Source organism: Vibrio phycocola, from assembly GCF_054404255.1.
The window spans coordinates 191437-209220 of record NZ_JBTAMQ010000007.1 but is presented as its reverse complement, the minus strand read 5'-3'; the positions used below and the strand labels follow the sequence as shown (position 1 = coordinate 209220).

Annotated in this window: 13 protein-coding genes and 1 pseudogene; 2 read left to right on the top strand and 12 right to left on the bottom strand. The window is 41.1% G+C overall.

Going from position 1 to position 17784, the window contains the following annotated elements; all coding sequences use genetic code 11:
- Nucleotides 1–115: 115 nt before the first annotated feature.
- The 4 genes from ACXJY6_RS11265 to ACXJY6_RS11250 form a co-directional block, all read right to left on the bottom strand.
- A complete protein-coding gene (locus tag ACXJY6_RS11265) occupies nt 116–1543 on the bottom strand; it encodes an APC family permease (protein ID WP_458768384.1) in 1428 nt (475 codons plus the stop codon).
- Between the two features lie 59 nt (nt 1544–1602).
- Nucleotides 1603–2784: an acetylornithine deacetylase gene (gene argE / locus ACXJY6_RS11260; RefSeq protein ID WP_458768383.1), complete on the bottom strand. Its 1182-nt coding sequence runs from the start codon at nt 2782–2784 to the stop codon at nt 1603–1605.
- 465 nt (nt 2785–3249) lie between these two features.
- Complete coding sequence (gene ald, locus ACXJY6_RS11255) at nt 3250–4371, bottom strand: alanine dehydrogenase (protein ID WP_458768382.1); 1122 nt, start codon at nt 4369–4371, stop codon at nt 3250–3252.
- 313 nt (nt 4372–4684) lie between these two features.
- Nucleotides 4685–6220 (bottom strand): 4-hydroxyphenylacetate 3-hydroxylase family protein, encoded by a 1536-nt coding sequence (locus ACXJY6_RS11250; RefSeq protein WP_458768381.1) that lies wholly within the window; start codon nt 6218–6220, stop codon nt 4685–4687.
- A gap of 405 nt (nt 6221–6625) precedes the next feature.
- Here ACXJY6_RS11250 and ACXJY6_RS11245 point away from each other — a divergent pair, with 405 nt between their 5' ends.
- Entirely contained in the window at nt 6626–7885 is a 1260-nt protein-coding gene (locus tag ACXJY6_RS11245; protein WP_458768380.1) for a flavin-containing monooxygenase, read from the top strand.
- 187 nt (nt 7886–8072) lie between these two features.
- Nucleotides 8073–8984: a LysR family transcriptional regulator gene (locus ACXJY6_RS11240; protein WP_458768379.1), complete on the top strand. Its 912-nt coding sequence runs from the start codon at nt 8073–8075 to the stop codon at nt 8982–8984.
- A gap of 78 nt (nt 8985–9062) precedes the next feature.
- Here the strand turns inward: ACXJY6_RS11240 and ACXJY6_RS11235 are convergent, their stop codons facing one another.
- The 8 genes and pseudogenes from ACXJY6_RS11235 to ACXJY6_RS11200 all read right to left on the bottom strand — a co-directional run.
- The gene (locus tag ACXJY6_RS11235) at nt 9063–10820 is read right to left on the bottom strand and encodes a bifunctional lysophospholipid acyltransferase family protein/GNAT family N-acetyltransferase (protein ID WP_458768378.1); all 1758 of its coding nucleotides are present in this window, start codon (nt 10818–10820) and stop codon (nt 9063–9065) included.
- Nucleotides 10821–10843: 23 nt separating this feature from the next.
- Entirely contained in the window at nt 10844–11281 is a 438-nt protein-coding gene (locus tag ACXJY6_RS11230) for a YHS domain-containing (seleno)protein (protein WP_456050329.1), read from the bottom strand.
- A gap of 10 nt (nt 11282–11291) precedes the next feature.
- The gene (locus ACXJY6_RS11225) at nt 11292–12047 is read right to left on the bottom strand and encodes a hypothetical protein (protein ID WP_458768377.1); all 756 of its coding nucleotides are present in this window, start codon (nt 12045–12047) and stop codon (nt 11292–11294) included.
- A gap of 2 nt (nt 12048–12049) precedes the next feature.
- The gene (locus ACXJY6_RS11220) at nt 12050–12625 is read right to left on the bottom strand and encodes a DinB family protein (protein ID WP_458768376.1); all 576 of its coding nucleotides are present in this window, start codon (nt 12623–12625) and stop codon (nt 12050–12052) included.
- A 42-nt stretch (nt 12626–12667) separates the two neighbouring features.
- Nucleotides 12668–13801, bottom strand: a complete 1134-nt coding sequence (locus ACXJY6_RS11215) for an ATP-grasp domain-containing protein (RefSeq protein ID WP_456050326.1) — start codon at nt 13799–13801, stop codon at nt 12668–12670.
- Nucleotides 13798–14379, bottom strand: a complete 582-nt coding sequence (locus ACXJY6_RS11210; protein ID WP_456050325.1) for a DedA family protein — start codon at nt 14377–14379, stop codon at nt 13798–13800. The genes ACXJY6_RS11215 and ACXJY6_RS11210 overlap by 4 nt, the downstream gene beginning before the upstream one ends.
- Nucleotides 14380–14716: 337 nt before the next feature.
- Nucleotides 14717–16597 carry a polysaccharide lyase family 7 protein gene (locus ACXJY6_RS11205; RefSeq protein WP_458768455.1) on the bottom strand — a complete coding sequence of 627 codons (1881 nt, stop codon included), beginning with the start codon at nt 16595–16597 and terminating at the stop codon, nt 14717–14719.
- A gap of 57 nt (nt 16598–16654) precedes the next feature.
- Nucleotides 16655–17476 (bottom strand): annotated as a pseudogene (locus ACXJY6_RS11200) (discoidin domain-containing protein); the annotation flags it as partial.
- Between the last annotated feature and the right edge of the window lie 308 nt (nt 17477–17784).

Below are 17784 nucleotides of genomic sequence, written 5' to 3'. Positions count from 1 at the left end.
GAGTTTTTAGCTACACTTTTCAACACAGTGGTCAATAACATGTAGCTAAAAACAGATTTTTGTTTACAACGTTAAAATGTAATTTTGTTTTTATATTTCTATTAACTTATCCCGTTTATTTGTCCTTACCCAATACACTTTCAATCGGTTCTGGAGTGAATAGACCTTTTTTCATCACAAACTTCACCCAGATAACACCAATGATTGAGACAACCCCTAACACAACGCCTGCAGAACTGAAGATTTGAAAACTAAGCTCTGGTGCAGGTGATGCATAGTAGATTGAGTAAATCATCCCAATGATCCCGACAATCTGTGGGATTGGATAAAAAGGCGTTTTATACGGTCTGTTTAGATTTGGGTAACGACGACGTAATACAATCACATTGATATGCGTGATGATGTAAGAAATCAACCAAGCGATTGCTGCCGAAACAAGCAGTAAGCCAATAGATTCAGGCTGATCAACAAGCAATACCATTGGAATACCTGTAATTACTGCGACAAACAGTACTGCTACCCAAGGTGTTTTGTTTTTCTTTGAAAGAATTTTTAATTGTGGGAACACTTGTCCATTTAAAGCCATGCCGTAAAGCATTCTAGGTATAGCAGCAAGACAAGTATTCACGGTACTGCAAGTTGCCGTTATTGAAATTACTGCAATAAGAATAAGCCCAATATCACCAAAAGCGGCAAGTGCAAAATCATAGTGAGGTACTGTCGATCCTGCTAACTGATCAGCTGGCACATACAGTAAAGCAGCAAAACAATACAAAGAGATGGTGACAAAAATAATGGTCATCCCAATAATCATTGAACGAGGGATGTTTTTGTTTGGTTCTTTCGCGTTTTCAACTAATGGACAAACGAATTCCGCGCCAACAAACCCCCATATCGCTAATGCTGCAAGCGTGATTACACCGAGACCCAACGGGTTCCAATCAGCCGTCAGAGCATCAAGACTTATCGGTTTCGCATCCATAGGGCCAGCAAGAGCACTTAGCGCGATAATAAGCAGTAACGTAATCATGACGAAAGCTAGAACAGACTGTAATTTAGCAAATACATCAAGACCTTTTAAATTCAAAAGAGTAAAGATAGTAAGCAACCCAAAGCCGACGACATATTTAGGGAACATATCTGGGAAGATTTTATTAATGATAAAATCCACTAATAAAAGTTCGGCTGAGACGGCGAACATGGTTACCACAACGTATCCAGAAAAGACCGCGAGTATGGCTGAGAAATGCCCAATTGCGACCTCAGTGTAACTTGCAAGACCACCTGCTTTAGGGATCATTAGTGATAATTCAGAAAAAGAATAAATATAAGTGATTGCCAAGAAGTAAGCGATGATGAGCGGTATGATAAACCCTAATCCAGAAATACCAGCGCCTTGAAGCATCAATACCATTACACCTTGTGACACAACCAAACCCACGGAAACCGCTAATAGCGAACCAAGGCCGAGTGTCCTCTTAAAGGTTGATGTCGAAGCTGACGGTTCAGCTGAACTTTGTGGATGATTCTGACTAATTTCCATAATTGAACTTTCCTTTTTAGTTTAACGTTTATTTTAGAACCTATACCAACCCGTCATCTCTAAAGGTCTAGATGAATGTCACGATTGGTACTTAGCTCTAGGATTAGACGATCTATAAATTCTTCACACTTAACTAGCTGCTCTCCATGAATATATTCGTCTGGTTTATGCCCTTGATTCATGCTACCGGGACCACAAACAACGGTAGGAATACCTAGATGGTGACTAAATAACCCTCCTTCAGTGCCAAAATTAATACTGGCGTGGTTTGTTGATTGGGCAAGCTTGCGGACAAAGGCAACCGCTTGGTCGCTTTCAGGTGTATTTAACCCTGGGTATTCGGTGGTAATTTCGATATCAATCTTGCAATTGGCATCGGTTTTTTGCATTTCACTCGTTAGTTCTGAGCAGTATGCTTTAAATTCGGCGAGTATCTCTTTTGGATCTTCTGCGGCTATATTGCGAATTTCGAATAGAAAGCTGCAGTGCTTGGGAACAATATTTAAGGCGTTCCCACCATTAATAACTCCAGTATGTACTGTGCTATAAGGTATTTCGTAGCCCTCTTCAAATGGGCCATTAGTCTGTTTTTCTATCGCAACGTTTTCTAACCAAGAAACCAAACGTGCAGCGTAATTAACCGCATTTACGCCTTGGGGAGCCATACCTGAGTGGCACTCTTTTCCTGTAACAGTTACTTTAGCGGCCAGCTTTCCTTTATGAGAAGTCACCACATTCATTGATGTCGGCTCACCAATGATACATACAGCAGGTTTGGTAGGAGAATTCTTCAACATATCAATCAAGCTACGCACGCCGATACAACCAATTTCCTCGTCATAAGAAAAAGCGAGGTGTATAGGTATCTGCAACTCTTGAGCAACCATCTTTGGCACCGCACCAAGAACAGTTGCAACGAAGCCTTTCATGTCACTGGTACCACGGCCATAAAAACGACCATTTTCTTCACTCAGAGTAAAAGGCTCTTTGGTCCAATTCTGTCCTGTGACGGGCACAGTATCAGTATGTCCCGACAACATAACACCTGAAATACCTGCTGGGCCAATAGTGGCAAAAAGGTTGGCTTTCTTCCCATCCTCATCGTAGATCAATGTACTCTCAACACCGTACGAATTTAGGTATTCTGTTACGTAATTCATCAACTCCAAATTTGAGTTAATGCTCGTCGTATCAAAATGAATGAGTTGTTTTAACATATCTATAGTGGGTGACTTTTTCATCTTCAGCTCTTTCTACTTGCCCGCCCTGATAACATGCGTATTCATTATCTATTCGTCATGTCCACATCCGATACGAAAGCGTTGCGGGTATTGCTTTTCGGTATCGCTTTGATTACTCACTCTAGATTAAGGAGCGTTAATGAATTGTTAAAATATTATTAACCTTACAATCGAATAAAAAAAATCTATTCAACAAAGTTAACGTTCAAAAAGATACTGAATTCTAGAGAAATTGAATAAAACGACCTGTAATTCCTTGCTTTAAAAGGCAAGAAGCTTAGTGAAAGCAAAATAAAGAACTGTGAAGCAACCGGATAATTTCACTTGAATTCATAAAAGAAACGGCTTTAAGGGACCAGTAAGGTTTACAGCCTGCTTAAAAGCCTTATCGAATCGTATAAAAAAGAGTACAAACGTTAAATTTGTACTCTTTCAGATACAGTGAGATATGCATCTAGCTAAACATTACAAACTGGCTAGAGCAACTTCTGGGGATATGTATTCATATCCTAAAACATCGGCAACAGGTTTATAAGTCACTTTTCCGCCAAGAACATTTAGTCCCGCGAGTAGATGCTTATCATCAAGTAACGCTTGTTTAGCACCTTTATTGGCAAGTGTTACAGCAAACGGCATCGTTGCATTGGTAAGTGCCATTGTTGAAGTACGAGCCACGCCACCAGGCATGTTGGCAACACAGTAATGAACAACATCATCAACAATATAGGTAGGATCTTGGTGTGTCGTTGCTTTTGATGTTTCAAAACAGCCACCTTGATCAATGGCAACATCGACGACAACAGCGCCTTTCTTCATCATTTTGATGTGCTCTTTTGTCACCAATTTCGGCGCAGCAGCACCTGGGATTAATACCGCACCAATCACTAAATCAGCTTCGACGATAAGTTGGTCCATTGCATCAGCCGTAGAATAAACGGTTTTCAAACGACCCTTAAACTCTGCGTCTAATTGACGTAAACGTGGTAAAGAGCGGTCTAAAATAGTGACATCAGCGCCCATACCTACTGCCATATTTGCAGCTTGAGTTCCTACAACACCACCACCAACAATTAATACTTTAGCTGGAGCAACACCCGGAACGCCGCCAAGTAACGCACCAAGTCCACCCTGTGCTTTTTCTAACGCGTGAGCTCCTGCTTGAATCGACATACGACCGGCTACTTCAGACATTGGTGCTAATAAAGGCAAACCACCTTCTTCAGCAGTCACGGTTTCATAGGCAACACACGTTGCGCCTGATGCAACCAATAATTCAGTTTGCTGTGGATCAGGTGCTAGATGTAAATATGTAAACAGTATTTGCCCTGGACGAAGCATTTTACATTCTACAGGTTGTGGCTCTTTTACCTTGATAATCATATCGGCAGTAGCAAATATCTCCGCAGCGCTATCAATAATTTTTGCACCCGCTGTAACATACTGTTCATTATCGAAACCAATCGAGGCACCGCCATTATTTTCAACGATCACATTATGACCATTTAAAACTAACTCTTTAACCCCAGCAGGCGTTAAGCCAATACGGTATTCATGATTTTTAATTTCTTTAGGTACACCAATAATCATAGTATTATCTCTTTTCACGTTTGTTTTAGTCACTCATAAGTAAGCGACTTATTAGTTATCTTTAGTCATTGGATTAATGTTTCACGTTATTCAATTTCAGACATTATGATTCCACGAAACATTAGTAAAATATTAATTTTTAAGTTCTTGGATAATTAAAATTTATTCATAATTGTGGATGCTCATCCAATGCTTTTTATCAAATTATGTCTTGGGTTTTAGTTAAAAATAGAGAGCCGAACAAGCCACTTCTAGAAGAATAGCTCATAGAAAGTGACTCGTATAAACATGATTAAATTGGAGTTTTCGTTGTTTATAGGCGAGTTTTATTATTTAAAATATCTGCCGTAGTGCTCAAGAAAGAGCCATGTTCCCCCGCCACACCTGTATTTTCGAGCTGTGTTGACTGTATTGTTTGACTTAAACCTGCCGCTTGGCGAACCAATTCAGCAGGCCCATCGAAATCAAAATGGTGATAAACCGACGCTAGATGAGCAAAACGCGGTGATTGAGCAAATTCTTGGAATGTTAACCTGTGACCAGCGTAGTCTGAATTACATAGATCACGAGAGTACGCCAGCAACTTTCTTCTTTCCTCAGCTGGCCACTGAGCATTTACGTTGTAAAATTTATCCAACCATGGCTTAGTTTCATCATGGTTAAACGTATCGTAATTAGGTGTTAAACATACTTGCCCACCACCTAATTCACGCGCAACGTTGACCATTTCATAAAGCTGAGAACAAGCAAAAACGCGGCCCGCATAAAGCAATGACTGATTAGGCATAACCAAACCACTCGGGCTTTTTTCAGCCATCGCAATAGATGAAATTAAATGAGCGTCGATACCTTCTCGATAGCATGCCAATTTAGATAAGCGTTCCTGCACACCAACTTGATTATCTACGCCAGTTTGCTGGACATTCAGTATTGATGCACCAATTAATAACTCAGCAACTTTTAAATTACGCTGTATAAATGCAAAGGCAGAATATCGATGTAGCGAAGTGTGAATAAACTTCGCGGCTTGGGTGTTTCGATAGAACAGCACATCTTCCCATGGAATTTCAACATCATCGAAAATGACCAATGCTTCAATTTCATCAAACTTTGTCGCAATGGGATAATCCAAAGGATTTTTATCAGCAAAACCATCGCGACAAATAATTTTGAGACCGGGAGAGCTAAAATTACAAATAAAGCCTAATGCATAATCTGAAAATTTTGTATCCGCCTCCCAATTAGCAATCGTGGGCTTGGTATAGGCTTGGTTAGCGTAAGCTGCGGCTGTTTCAAATTTTGCTCCGCGAACCACAATGCCGCGATCCGTTTCTCGCACAACATGTAAGCGCATGTCCGGATCTTGTAATTGAGGCGCTTTAGAACGATCGCCTTTTGGATCTGTGTTCGCCGTTAAGTGGAATGTATCGTTAATAATAACGTTATTAATGTGATTTTTTATATTGTCTGAAAATTCAGAATTGATGCCATTTAACGCTTCTTGTGAATCATACAGTGACCACATTTCGCCAACCGTCTCATCCCCGACTCGGGTAACAACACCGCCAACTTCATTCATCATCAAATTAGTGGCTGTTTTCTTATCCCACCAATCTTGCTTACTCTGCGGCAGCTTTAAGGCGATAGCACACACTTCATTATTATCGGCTTGATAGGTCATGACATCTTTTGTAGAAGCGCTATGCTGCATGTCATAAATTTTCGCTTTTACATCAACGATCGGCTTAAAAGCAGGATGGCTAGTAACATCTTTTACCTTTTCTCCTGCTATATAAACTTCACGGCTATCTTTTATTGACTCACGGTACTCTTCACCTGTTCTTATCATGTATCTGGTCCCGTCTAATCTTGCTATTACTTTTTATTCTATAATCACTTTCTAGAAATGAAAATTTTTTAAATATATCAGCAAAATAACTTATTTCTATTCACAGAAAAACGAGAAATCATTTGCTTGATCTCTTTAGTAACACATTCAAACAATTAGCCATTTATATCCCCCACAAACTACCACTAGCCAAATTGTTTAAATAATTTTTTTTGATTTAATTGTTAAATTAATAATATTTTACCAATGCACATTTCCTAATTATGCTTTTTTCAATCTTAAAAGAGTAAAGAATACGGTTGTATAGGTTCACTTCCAATTGACAGCTGGCTAAATCGTCTACGTGATATGGAAACCCTCTTGGCTTATTCATTGGCCTTGATAAAAAATAATAAGGAAACAACAATGGCAATTGAAAAAATAGATACGCTTGTAATAGGTGCTGGTCAGGCCGGTGTTGCAATGAGTGAGCATTTAAGCAAGCATGATATTCCACACCTTGTTTTAGAGCGTAACCGTATCGGCGAGCAATGGAGAACCAGACGATGGGATTCATTGGTAGCGAATGGTCCAGCTTGGCATGACCGCTTTCCTGGATTAGAATTTGAAGGCCATGATCCTGACTCTTTTATCCCTAAAGAAAAAGTCGCTGATTACCTAGTGGATTACGCGAAAAAGTTTGAAGCCCCTATCCGCACTGGTGTAGAAGTTAAAAGCGTTGTGCGAAATGTGAATGCTCAAGGCTTTATCATCGAAACATCACAAGGGACAATAGAAGCCAAACGTGTGGTCTCGGCAACCGGACCTTTCCAAACTCCGGTTATTCCTCCTATTGCTAAAAACGAATCCGTTACACAAATACACTCTGCAGATTACAAAAACCCTCAGCAATTGGAAGAAGGCGCTGTGTTGGTAGTAGGTGCTGGTTCATCTGGTGTGCAAATCGCTGACGAACTTCAGCGTTCAGGCCGAAAAGTCTTCTTATCAGCTGGCCCACATGATCGTCCGCCTCGTTCATACCGTAATCGCGATTTTTGTTGGTGGTTAGGCGTATTAGGAGAGTGGGATCGTGAGTCTCTAGAGCCAGGAACAGAACATGTAACTATTGCTGTAACAGGCGCACATGGTAAGGACGGTACTGTTGATTTTCGCGCACTCGCTCATCAAGGGATTACCCTACTTGGTATGACCAAGGAATTTAATAACGGTAAGGTTACTTTCCAAAATGACCTTAATGACAATGTAGAGCGCGGTAATAAGAATTACATGGATTTCTTGGATTCTGCCGATGCATATATTGAACGCAATGGTCTAGATCTTCCTGAAGAACCATCTGCTCGCAAAGTTTTAACCGATCCTGAGTGTATGACAAACCCTATTCTTGAGTTTGATTTAGCGAAAGAAGGCATCACAACCATCGTTTGGGCAACGGGCTTCGCGCTCGATTACAACTGGTTAAAAGTCGATGCGTTTGATGAAAAAGGCAAACCTGCTCATCAACGTGGTGTCTCGACCGAGCCAGGTGTGTATTTTGTTGGTCAAGCGTGGTTATCACGACGTGGTTCAGCCTTTATCTGGGGAGTATGGCATGATGCTAAGCATATCGCTGGGCATATTGCTACGCAGCGCACATACTCTGCCTATAAGGATGCTTCACAGCGCTAAAATCTCACTTTTCGCTAAGGTATAAACAAAAAAAGATAGACCAAATGGTCTATCTTTTTTTATTGAACCCCTCGCTTAAAATTTATACTGATTTAGGATACTTAAGAATTCAACCCATTATTTTGTATAAAAGTAAGTTATGCTATGTCTAACACCGATAGATTTTATTTGATGGTAGGTCTTAGAGATGATTAATTACACTTTAAAACAACTCAAATATTTTGTTGTTGTTGCCGAATCTGGCAACGTAACAGAAGCGAGTGAAAAGCTTTACATCTCCCAACCCGCAATTTCAAACGCGATTTCTCAGCTCGAAGAAACGTTAAATACTCAATTGCTGATAAGACACCACGCTAAAGGGGTTTCACTAACACCGGCAGGGAAAGAGATGCTTTCTTATAGCCGTACTTTATTGTCTCATGCTGAAGAAATTAACGGCTATATGACGCAACATAGCACCTTAATTTCTGGGGTAATAAATGTTGGCTGCTACGCGAGTTTAGGGCCGATTTATGCACCTAAATTAATCCAAGGATTCACCAAGCTCTACCCAGAAGTAAGCTTCAAGTTATTCGAAGGAGATATCGAAGAGATAAACGAAGCGCTTCTTACCGGGAAAATCGAGATGGCTTTGATGTATGACTTAAATAACAACGCTCAAATTGAATCAACGGAGCTTGCGAAGATCAGTCCACATGTACTGTTATCGGTGAAACATCCATTGGCGAATAGAAAACAAATCAATTTAATGACCTTAAAAGATGAGCCTTTGGTTTTATTAGACTTACCTCATTCAAATAAATATTTTCAGTCGTTATTTGAGCAATATGATAAAGATCCAATCATTAAGCACCGTACTAAAAGTATCGAGATGCTGCGCAGTTTGGTTGCAAATGGCGAAGGCTATGCGTTAATGAATTCCCATATAAAATCAAATAGTTGTTTCGATGGATCAGAACTTATTAGTATTCCATTATCTGATTACGCGACTCCTATTTCACTGGTCATTTCTAAAGCTTCGGGAATAAAGTTACCAAAACGGTGCGAAACATTTCTTGAATTTTGTATCACAAATTTTGATATCGATAATTCCAAATAAGCGAATAAATACAAAAGAGCCGATGTGATTTACATCGGCTCATTGATTTAAGCGTATTTAGGCTCTCTGACCTATTACCTATAACGTGACGTCATGGCTCTCTAGATACTCCGCGGCTTGTTCACGCCCCATATACCGACCTAATGTCTTTAACGGCACTTCTCTTAAGTCGACAACGATTAACCCGTCTAACGTGTCATGAAACGCCGGGTCAACGTTAAAGCAAACCAGCTTACCATTCATCTTTATGTATTGACGCAGCAATACTGGCAAACCCTTACCTTGCTCCATGCGAGATAGCACCTTAGACAATAAGGAGACGCTTGCAAGTGCAGACAGCAAATTAGGTTGCCAAAACACAGAATTACTCGCGCGCAATGGTGTGAGTGGTTTGACCAATTCGGCTTTTTCGTCATCGTAATAATGAACCGATAATGTCGCTGCCATTAACTGTCGTGCACTGTCACTGTAATCATTACTAATGCTCACTGGACCAAACAGGTGTGTGTATTTAGGGTTACGAGAAGCAAAACTCGCCAAGCCTTTCCACAGCATTAACAATGAATTTAGATTCTTTTGGTAACGTTCAGCGACAACAGAACGCCCAACTTCAATACTATGATCGAGAGAATCAATAAACGTTTGGTCATAGTTAAATAGACTACGAGAATAAAGCCCTTCTATTCCTTTTTCTTTCACCAGTTCGTCGACCATACAAAGACGATAGGAACCCACAATCTGTTTGTCTTGCTTGTGCCACACGAACAACTGTAAGTAGTAGCTATCAAACTCGTCAATGTCACATTCAAGACCAGAGCCTTCGCCAACCGCACGGAAACTATTTTCTCGAATTCGCCCTATTTCCCGCATGATATTAGGGATCTGGCTGGTCGACGCATAGTACACAATAAAGTCGGTTTGCTCGTGTAACACAGCATCAGACGGTAATGTGACTAATTCCTGTTCAAGTAAACTCGTCTCTACGGAGTCAATGACTTCAGTTCCATAACTAGGAGCACCTTGCATTGAAAAATGATCACTTTCTGGTCGCATCAAATAGGTGTTTAAACGCAGATAATTAACGATATCTTTGTCTTTATCAAAGGTTGAAAGCTCACTAAACGGAATCGTATCGCCTATCGAAATTTTAATCTCAGTTGATCGCTTATTAAGCAGCTCTCGCCCAAGCATCGCTGTACGAAGTAACGGGTGAACATGGCCAGCTCGATAAAACAGATCGCTATTCTTTCCATTGATAAAGATAGGTACCGTTGTCGCTTCACTGTGCTTGATAAACTTCGCAACAGAGTTACGCCACTCTATATCAGATAGAGACGAGCCACCTTTCGGATAGGTCGATACCTCCCCAGCAGGGAAGATAACCAGAACACCACCATCGGCAAGATGTTGATTAGCTTCACGAATAGCATTGCTATTGGTTCGCTTTGCTCCTTCCCCACCAAAAACATCAACACCAATAAACAGATCGCTAATTTCAGGAAGGCGTTTTAGCATTTGGTTCGCGAGAACTTTAACGTCTTTCCTCACCTGACCAACCAAGTCCGCTAAAATAACCCCTTCAATCGCACCAAGTGGATGGTTTGCTACGATAACAACCGCACCTTCCACTGGAATTGAGTCGGTAGAGCCTCGGTTCACCGCATAGTCAACGTTTAGCGCATCTAAGGTGTAGCGCATAAAATCAAACGAGGTATTGGTTTCAGGTCGTTGCTGATACAAATGATCCAACTTGGACAATCCTGTAGCCCATTCAACAACAGACTCTCCCAACCCAAAAGGGGTTACTCTAGGTAAACGAAATGGGCTTGCGATCATAGCGTATCTCCTTCTATCACTTCTTACTTAATTAGAGCAGGCCAATTAGTATCAGCTTGGGTAATGTGCAATGCGCGGTCAGCATCCCATTTCTCTTTAACCGATGCGTTATAGTTCAGGTATAACTTATCATCGACAATTGCCCACTTAGTAGGGTCTGATGGAGCGAAATCATTCTGAGCTGAAACGGCCCACGCACAGTACCCACCATATTGAGGTGCATACTTCTCTGGTTCCGCTAGAAACAGATCAAGATGCTCTTGTGAAGCAAATAGCCAATCGGCACCCATATATTCTGTTTTAAATGTCGAACTTCCTTTCACAGGCTTACCCTCTGTAAAATAAGCGACCGTGTCATAACCGCTGACAGCCTTATTACTCAAGAAGCTGGTAGAAATTGCATCGGCTGCAAAACTAAGATGAGTAAAAAAGAACAACATTGTTGCCATAATATATTTCATAATTATTTCCTTAATTGGTTAATGCCAAAGAATTACGATTCGGCAGCGCCGTCGTGTTATTAGTTAATGCTTGTAAAGTAAGCTGTGTGCTCGGTGACCCCGCAACGTATCTCATTTGTTGCGAATCATTGGATACCTCAATGTGAGTAAAACTCACGGTCTTAGCATCGCCTCGATGCATAGAGACCGACATATGTGAATGTTCGGCATGCTGATGGCGATGAAACTTCAATAAGTTCTCCTGAGTTCGCTCTTCCCCAACAATGCTCTGAAAGGCCGTTTTGCGATAATGAATAACATTGTGTAAATCAACGCCAGATGAAAACAATGGTGAGTCTGTTGGATGCACATTGGACTCCACACCATTCCACTCAAACGCCATAACAGGGTTTCCATCTTGGCTAACACTGCGATCAAATGCTAATAGACTAAATGGAGCAAACTGAGGCAAAGCAAGCTTAGAAAAAGCTTCACGGACGCTCTCAATACTGTTCTCACTCGACAAGCTCTTCAGCAATAACCCACGGCTTAATATCACATCATTTGGGTTACTCGCTTGATAGTTGTTCAACAAACACAAACTCAAACCCATTTCATTGGTGCTGATCCAACTTCCTTGACCAACAGGATCGATCGGCATCACAACATCAACCCCATCGATGTGAAGTATCTGAGGTGGTAATGCGTCTGCTCGTGTTTTTTGTTCATCGCGGTTAAAAAATATCTGATAGCCGTCTTTATCGACTAACCAAGAAACAGAACACATAGTTACTGACCTCTTAAATACGACAACGTTGCTGGAGCGAAGCCAAAGTCATCACTCACATTGAGGTCTAATAAACTGGTTGTTACTTTTGTCATCGCATAATGATGCGTGGCATGTAGCGCCGCGAACGTAATTTCTCGCTCTAGTGTCGACGTCATAAGATGCATGTCGGTGTGAATAATAGAAACTTCTGTCAGGACATCTACCGACGTTTTGAGTTCTTGCTCGCCAAGTGTTTCCAACCACTGGATTAACTGAGATAACTCCATTAGCGCCTGCTCTCGTGACGTTTCAACAATGTGTCCACGTCGTCTCAAATTATAATCAATAACCAGTGGTTCATTATTCTTTGCTGACTCCGACATACCAACATTTACCGAATGAAAGAGGTCAAGAAGATGACGAAAATGCTCTCCAATACTACTGTTAACATGTGGTTTAGCTGACCATAAATATTGTTCATCAGTTAAAAACTCTAAACAATCATAACCTTGTTCTAACGTTTCAATACAACCTTGAATTACGGGCAATTCACGCCCAACCAACTGGCCTTGACTGTTTGCAATTATCGATAACATAAGCTTCCTTATAATTTTGTTGCCTTAGACAATGACGTAAATTTAATCGGTACTTGGATATTGTTTGGTTAAGTTTTTTTCTTCTCGCCAAGCACCCAAAAGCTCTCTAAAAGAAGGAGGTGTATAGCCCCGTTTTTTCTGCTTTGCTCCGATTGAGTACAACAAACGATATTGCTTCAGTAACATCCCAAAAATGGACATTAATGGCGTATTTCTATCCCAAATATGTGCGGCCTCGCTGCTCGCACCATTGAGTTCTAGAATGGTAAAGTGTTCACCTTTCATAAAGTCGTCGAGATTATCGAACTTAATATCAAGTCGACCGTAGTGATATCCCTCAACATCTTTAAGAATCAGATCCAGCTTCTCGGTTAGTTCTTTGGTAATGTACTGATTACCGTCGCGGAAAATACTGCCGCGGCTATGACTTCCAGCAAAAGCGAGTTGAAATTCTTCATTCTCTGCCGGAACCCAATTTAATTTGTCGAGATGCCTTGGAAAATAGAGATGAGTCAACTGACCCGCACGAGGACAACGCTCTATCAACTGCTGCAACGTACTTTGACCATCTCCAACAACAGACGGTGAATATTTCAAAGTAATTGAAATTATCTTCCCTTTAGATTCATTTGGATGGCGCACATAAAACACCCCTGCCTCAGCCTGGTACGGAGCTTTTTGCTGAAGTAAAAAGCGCGCATCGCTTGGAAAATTAGCAATGTAATCTTTTAACTGCCCAGAATCACGAAGGAGCTTCACCCCAACCCCACGACAACCGAGGTCTGGCTTACCAACAATTGGAAAATCAAGGTTTTCACTGCGCAACGTAGCTAATGCATCTTCAACCTGCTCGTCTACAGGAGATTGGGTTTTCGTCAACGTCACGAAAGGCGAAATCCAAGGCATTGCCGTCTCTCCAGCTAAGCGCATGATATCGTGTTTCGATTCACCCACCATGCCACTTAATTTAATGCTTGGGTTGACGACTAACGGTAAACGAAAATCTCGATAATACAGCCCTTGTGCCACACTCTGTAAAACAACTGGCGTATAAAAAAACCACGTTGGAAAAAACTCAAATCGAGAAATACTCTGCTCTGAATCAATCTCTAAAACGGGCATACCTGCATTAATTTTATGCGATGGAATTAAACGAACATCTGTCAACGAGCTCATGCATGACCTTTTGATAGTGAATGGTTGAGAAAACGATTAACGAAAAATAATAGGGCGATAGCAAACGGTACAATCAACCATTGTAAATGCGACGCTTGCATCCATGCCTGACTCCCTAAATAGTAAATGGCGAAAAAGACTAATGTTGTCCATATCGCGGTAGCCGAAATGACCGCGCATAAAAATATGCTCAATGGGATAGTGAAAAAACCACTAAGAGTAAAACCAACACTTCTCATTCCCGGAATAAAACGAATAACAAAAAGATTGAAGAAAGCACCACGATGGAAACGAGCTCGCATAACTTTAAAGTGGCGATTTGTTAGTGCCTTATAGCGCAAAACACGAACTCTGCGCCCCACTCGTCCCAAACAGTACAACCCAAGATCGCCACTCGCAATCCCAATGAAGATTGCAAATAGAGCAACCGATGGCAGCATACTGCCTTGTGCGGCTAACGTGCCAGCCGTCACTATGGCTAAATCTTCTAATAAGTAAGACAGTAAAATGATACCGATAAACAACAGTACATTTGATGTTTCACCACTTAAAAGAAATGCTTGTAATTCATCGATCAATTTAAATTCCTTGCGTCTTCTCGTTATTGCGATGTTATTTCAAATAGACATCTACAAAGTGTAATTCAAATCAAGTATTTTACCTTTAAACATTAGTCGCTAATGACTGCCAAAATATTACACCGCAATTGAATATATTTTTTAAAACGTTCAAATTAAATACTAACACTTTGATTTTATAGTAATAAAAGTTAAATATTTTAACTAAAACTTGAACTAACCAAAGCGTAGATAGGGAAAAATTAAGTGCTAGAACAAAAAAACCGCTCACATAAAGTGAACGGTTTTGAGTTAGATTTGAAATGTAGATACCAAGTTACAGTGACATCAGCACGTATTATTCTTGATATTGACTGTGTGATTTCTCAAGTTTGTAGAAGGTTGCTTGTACATAATCATCTGGATCACCAGTGTTATTCTGGTTGTAAACCCCAGCTTTAAAGTACATGTATCTTCCGCCTTGATCGTAGCCACTTTCACTCATATCGACGACTTGAACTGCGTCAGGCTTGCCTTCACGCATTACCGTTACTGTCATTGTGTTGCCCACAACTTTGATTTGGTAAGAGAAGACTTCACCGAGTTTAATACCATCGTTTGTGACACCTTTCATGCCACCCACTAAGTCAAAGAACTTATCTGAGCCTTCATTTGTATTTTCATGTGCGAAGTAAACCGTACCCATCTCTTGATCTGGCAGTTTACGGTAGTAGAGGCGGATAGGTTCGTCATCTTTATCGTGAATTTGACCAATGATAAAGCGTCCAACTTGGCTAGGATCACCCGTTGTTGTTGTGTGATCAATCTTAAGCGTGGCGTTCATCACACCATCGATAGCAGCCGCAGCTTTTTGATCTTCAACTGGAGCAGAACTAAATACCCAGTTGTTTTTGTTCACCCCTTTAGTTGGGATTGACATATCACCGGCACGAAGCATTTCACGTAATTCAGTACGGACATATTTGGTATTCTTAGAGGTACGAACACCTTTAATAAACGACTTAAATACCATGCCACCATCGTCAGCAGTATAGAAGTGCTCTGGGTGCTCATAGCCTTGGTTCAAATGTTGCTCAAATACATCATCTGGTCTGCCGTTGAAGTCATGGTCAAACGGTTGAGACAAATACCAAGTCGTTAGGTCAAAGTTCTGGCCTGGTTTATTCCCTGGAAGCGGTGTTGCTGGAATGGTTGGGGCTTTTAATGGCACATCCCACCACGTACAGTTTGGATCCGCTTCTAGGCAAGAACAATCCGAAACAGCTGGGTCACACTCAAGAGCAACTTTTGTTCCGAAATCACCTGGACGAGCTTTATGTTCGATACTCAACTTAGAGAACGTAGCTTCAAAAGCACCGCCAAACTCTTTATAGACTTGAGGATAAAGGCCAGCTTTGAAGTAGAAGGTTTCATTCTTCCATGCGCCATCCAGCTCTTTGCCAAACGATAACTTCTTAGTCACACCACCAGCACTAAGTTCGATGCCTCGGGCTGTCATTTTAATTTTGTAGCTCCAAGGCTGGCTTGGGTCATCGATTTTGCCAAGTTTAACCGAGAATGCGCTCTTCTCTGTCGACTTATTTAGGATAACGCGGACTGGCTTATCGTTACCTTCCCACAAAAGCTTAGCGGTTGCTGCGCTTATGTCGTGAGCATGGATTTGACCCAATACCACTTTAGGATCGGTAGGTGTAATACCATCTTTTTTCAGCGGAAGATGTGGAATTTCATCCAAACTTAATGTCGCAACCAAAGTATGCTCGCCACCGTATTCCCAATTTGCAAGAGAGGTATCACCACAAGGTGCCCAATCACCTGCTAACTCACGCAGTTCTGAACGAATATAGGTTGAGTTTGGCGTCGTTGCGCCACCATCTAATGGAGTACGGAAATGCCAGCCTTTCTCGTCTGCCCAGAAGTAATCATTTTTCGTTGCAGCTGTTAAAGAAGAACCATCAACACTGCATTCACTAGGCAAGATTTCGGCTGCTTTATTAACATCGATCTCATTTTTAGCCAGTTCTTTGGATACACCGCTATAGAAACCACCGTAATTCTCAGGAATAGTCAGCTTCCAATCATCTAATGTTGTTTGCTTACCAACATGTTTGATAAAGCGCTTTTGCTTCTCTGCTTCAATTTTCGCCGCTTTAATTACTTCTTCGGTAATAACTTCATTCACTGGACAGAGATTGATTTTACAGTTCAGTCCAGCCATTTCCGTTAAACTGTTCCAAGTATTCGACGTGTTACCAAAGCCAACATATCGAATATATTGTGCAGTAACGGGCTCAAATTCAAAACGTTCGTAGGTTGTTAATGCGCCAGAGCTTGCTCCACCGGTGACCACTTTGGTCCAGGTTGTGCCATCTTCGCTAACTTCAATATCGAACTTAGTTGAGCGTGCATCACCTTTATGGAAAGCAAGGCGAACCGCATCAAAGGTCTCGGCTTTACCGTAATCATACATTGCCCACTCGCCATCGCCATTGGCTGACCAACGAGTTTTAAGGGAGTCATCGAAAAGGCGTTCTGGTGTATTACCGTCATCGCTGCTTGCAGAAATCGCAACAGGTTTAAGAATAGGAGCCGATGGAACTTCACTATCACTACACACACTGGTGTTACAATCTACCGCATGTAATTCTGTTAAACTGGTCCATTTATTGGACGTATTTCCATATCCCGTTAACTTAATGTAACGCGCTTCTATTTCATCAAAATCATAACGTTCTATATCGGTTGTTAAGCCACTGCTTGCTTGCTGGCTAATAACCTTTGTCCACGTCTCGCCATCAACGCTGACTTCTAGGTCAAACGTGGTTGTGCGAGCATCTCCTTTATGAAATGAGGCTTTTATTGCGTTGATCTTCGAGACGACCCCGTAATCAAACTCAACCCATGAACCAACGCCATTGGCTGACCAGCGTGTGTTGGTATCTCCATCAACAAGACGGTCCGGAACGTTGCCATCGTCGGAACTTGCTTTTATCAAGACTGGCTTTTCTGGAACGCCTGCAGCATAAGCAGTGCCATATGCGCCCAGTGCAGCCAAGACCGATACGGTCAATACTGAACTAAGAATTTTCTTCGTCATCTGGTTACCTTTAGTCATACATTATGATTTAAGAAATGAAATACTACCTATTTTCCACCTCAAGAAAATCGATATAAGTCTCATTGTGAGAGCTGAGATAATTGAACCAAGGGTAAACTTGTCGAACTAGCTGTAACAACATTGTTATCAATTAGGTTCGCTGAACTATAAGCTAGATCCCAGTTTCATAAACTCAGTGGTGTTCTAGCGCACATTATTAGTATTATTTTAATATTAAATATTTGTTAACTTGATCTCATTTCGCTATTGAATAAGCAGAGAATTGGGCTTCCTTATTAAACTACAAC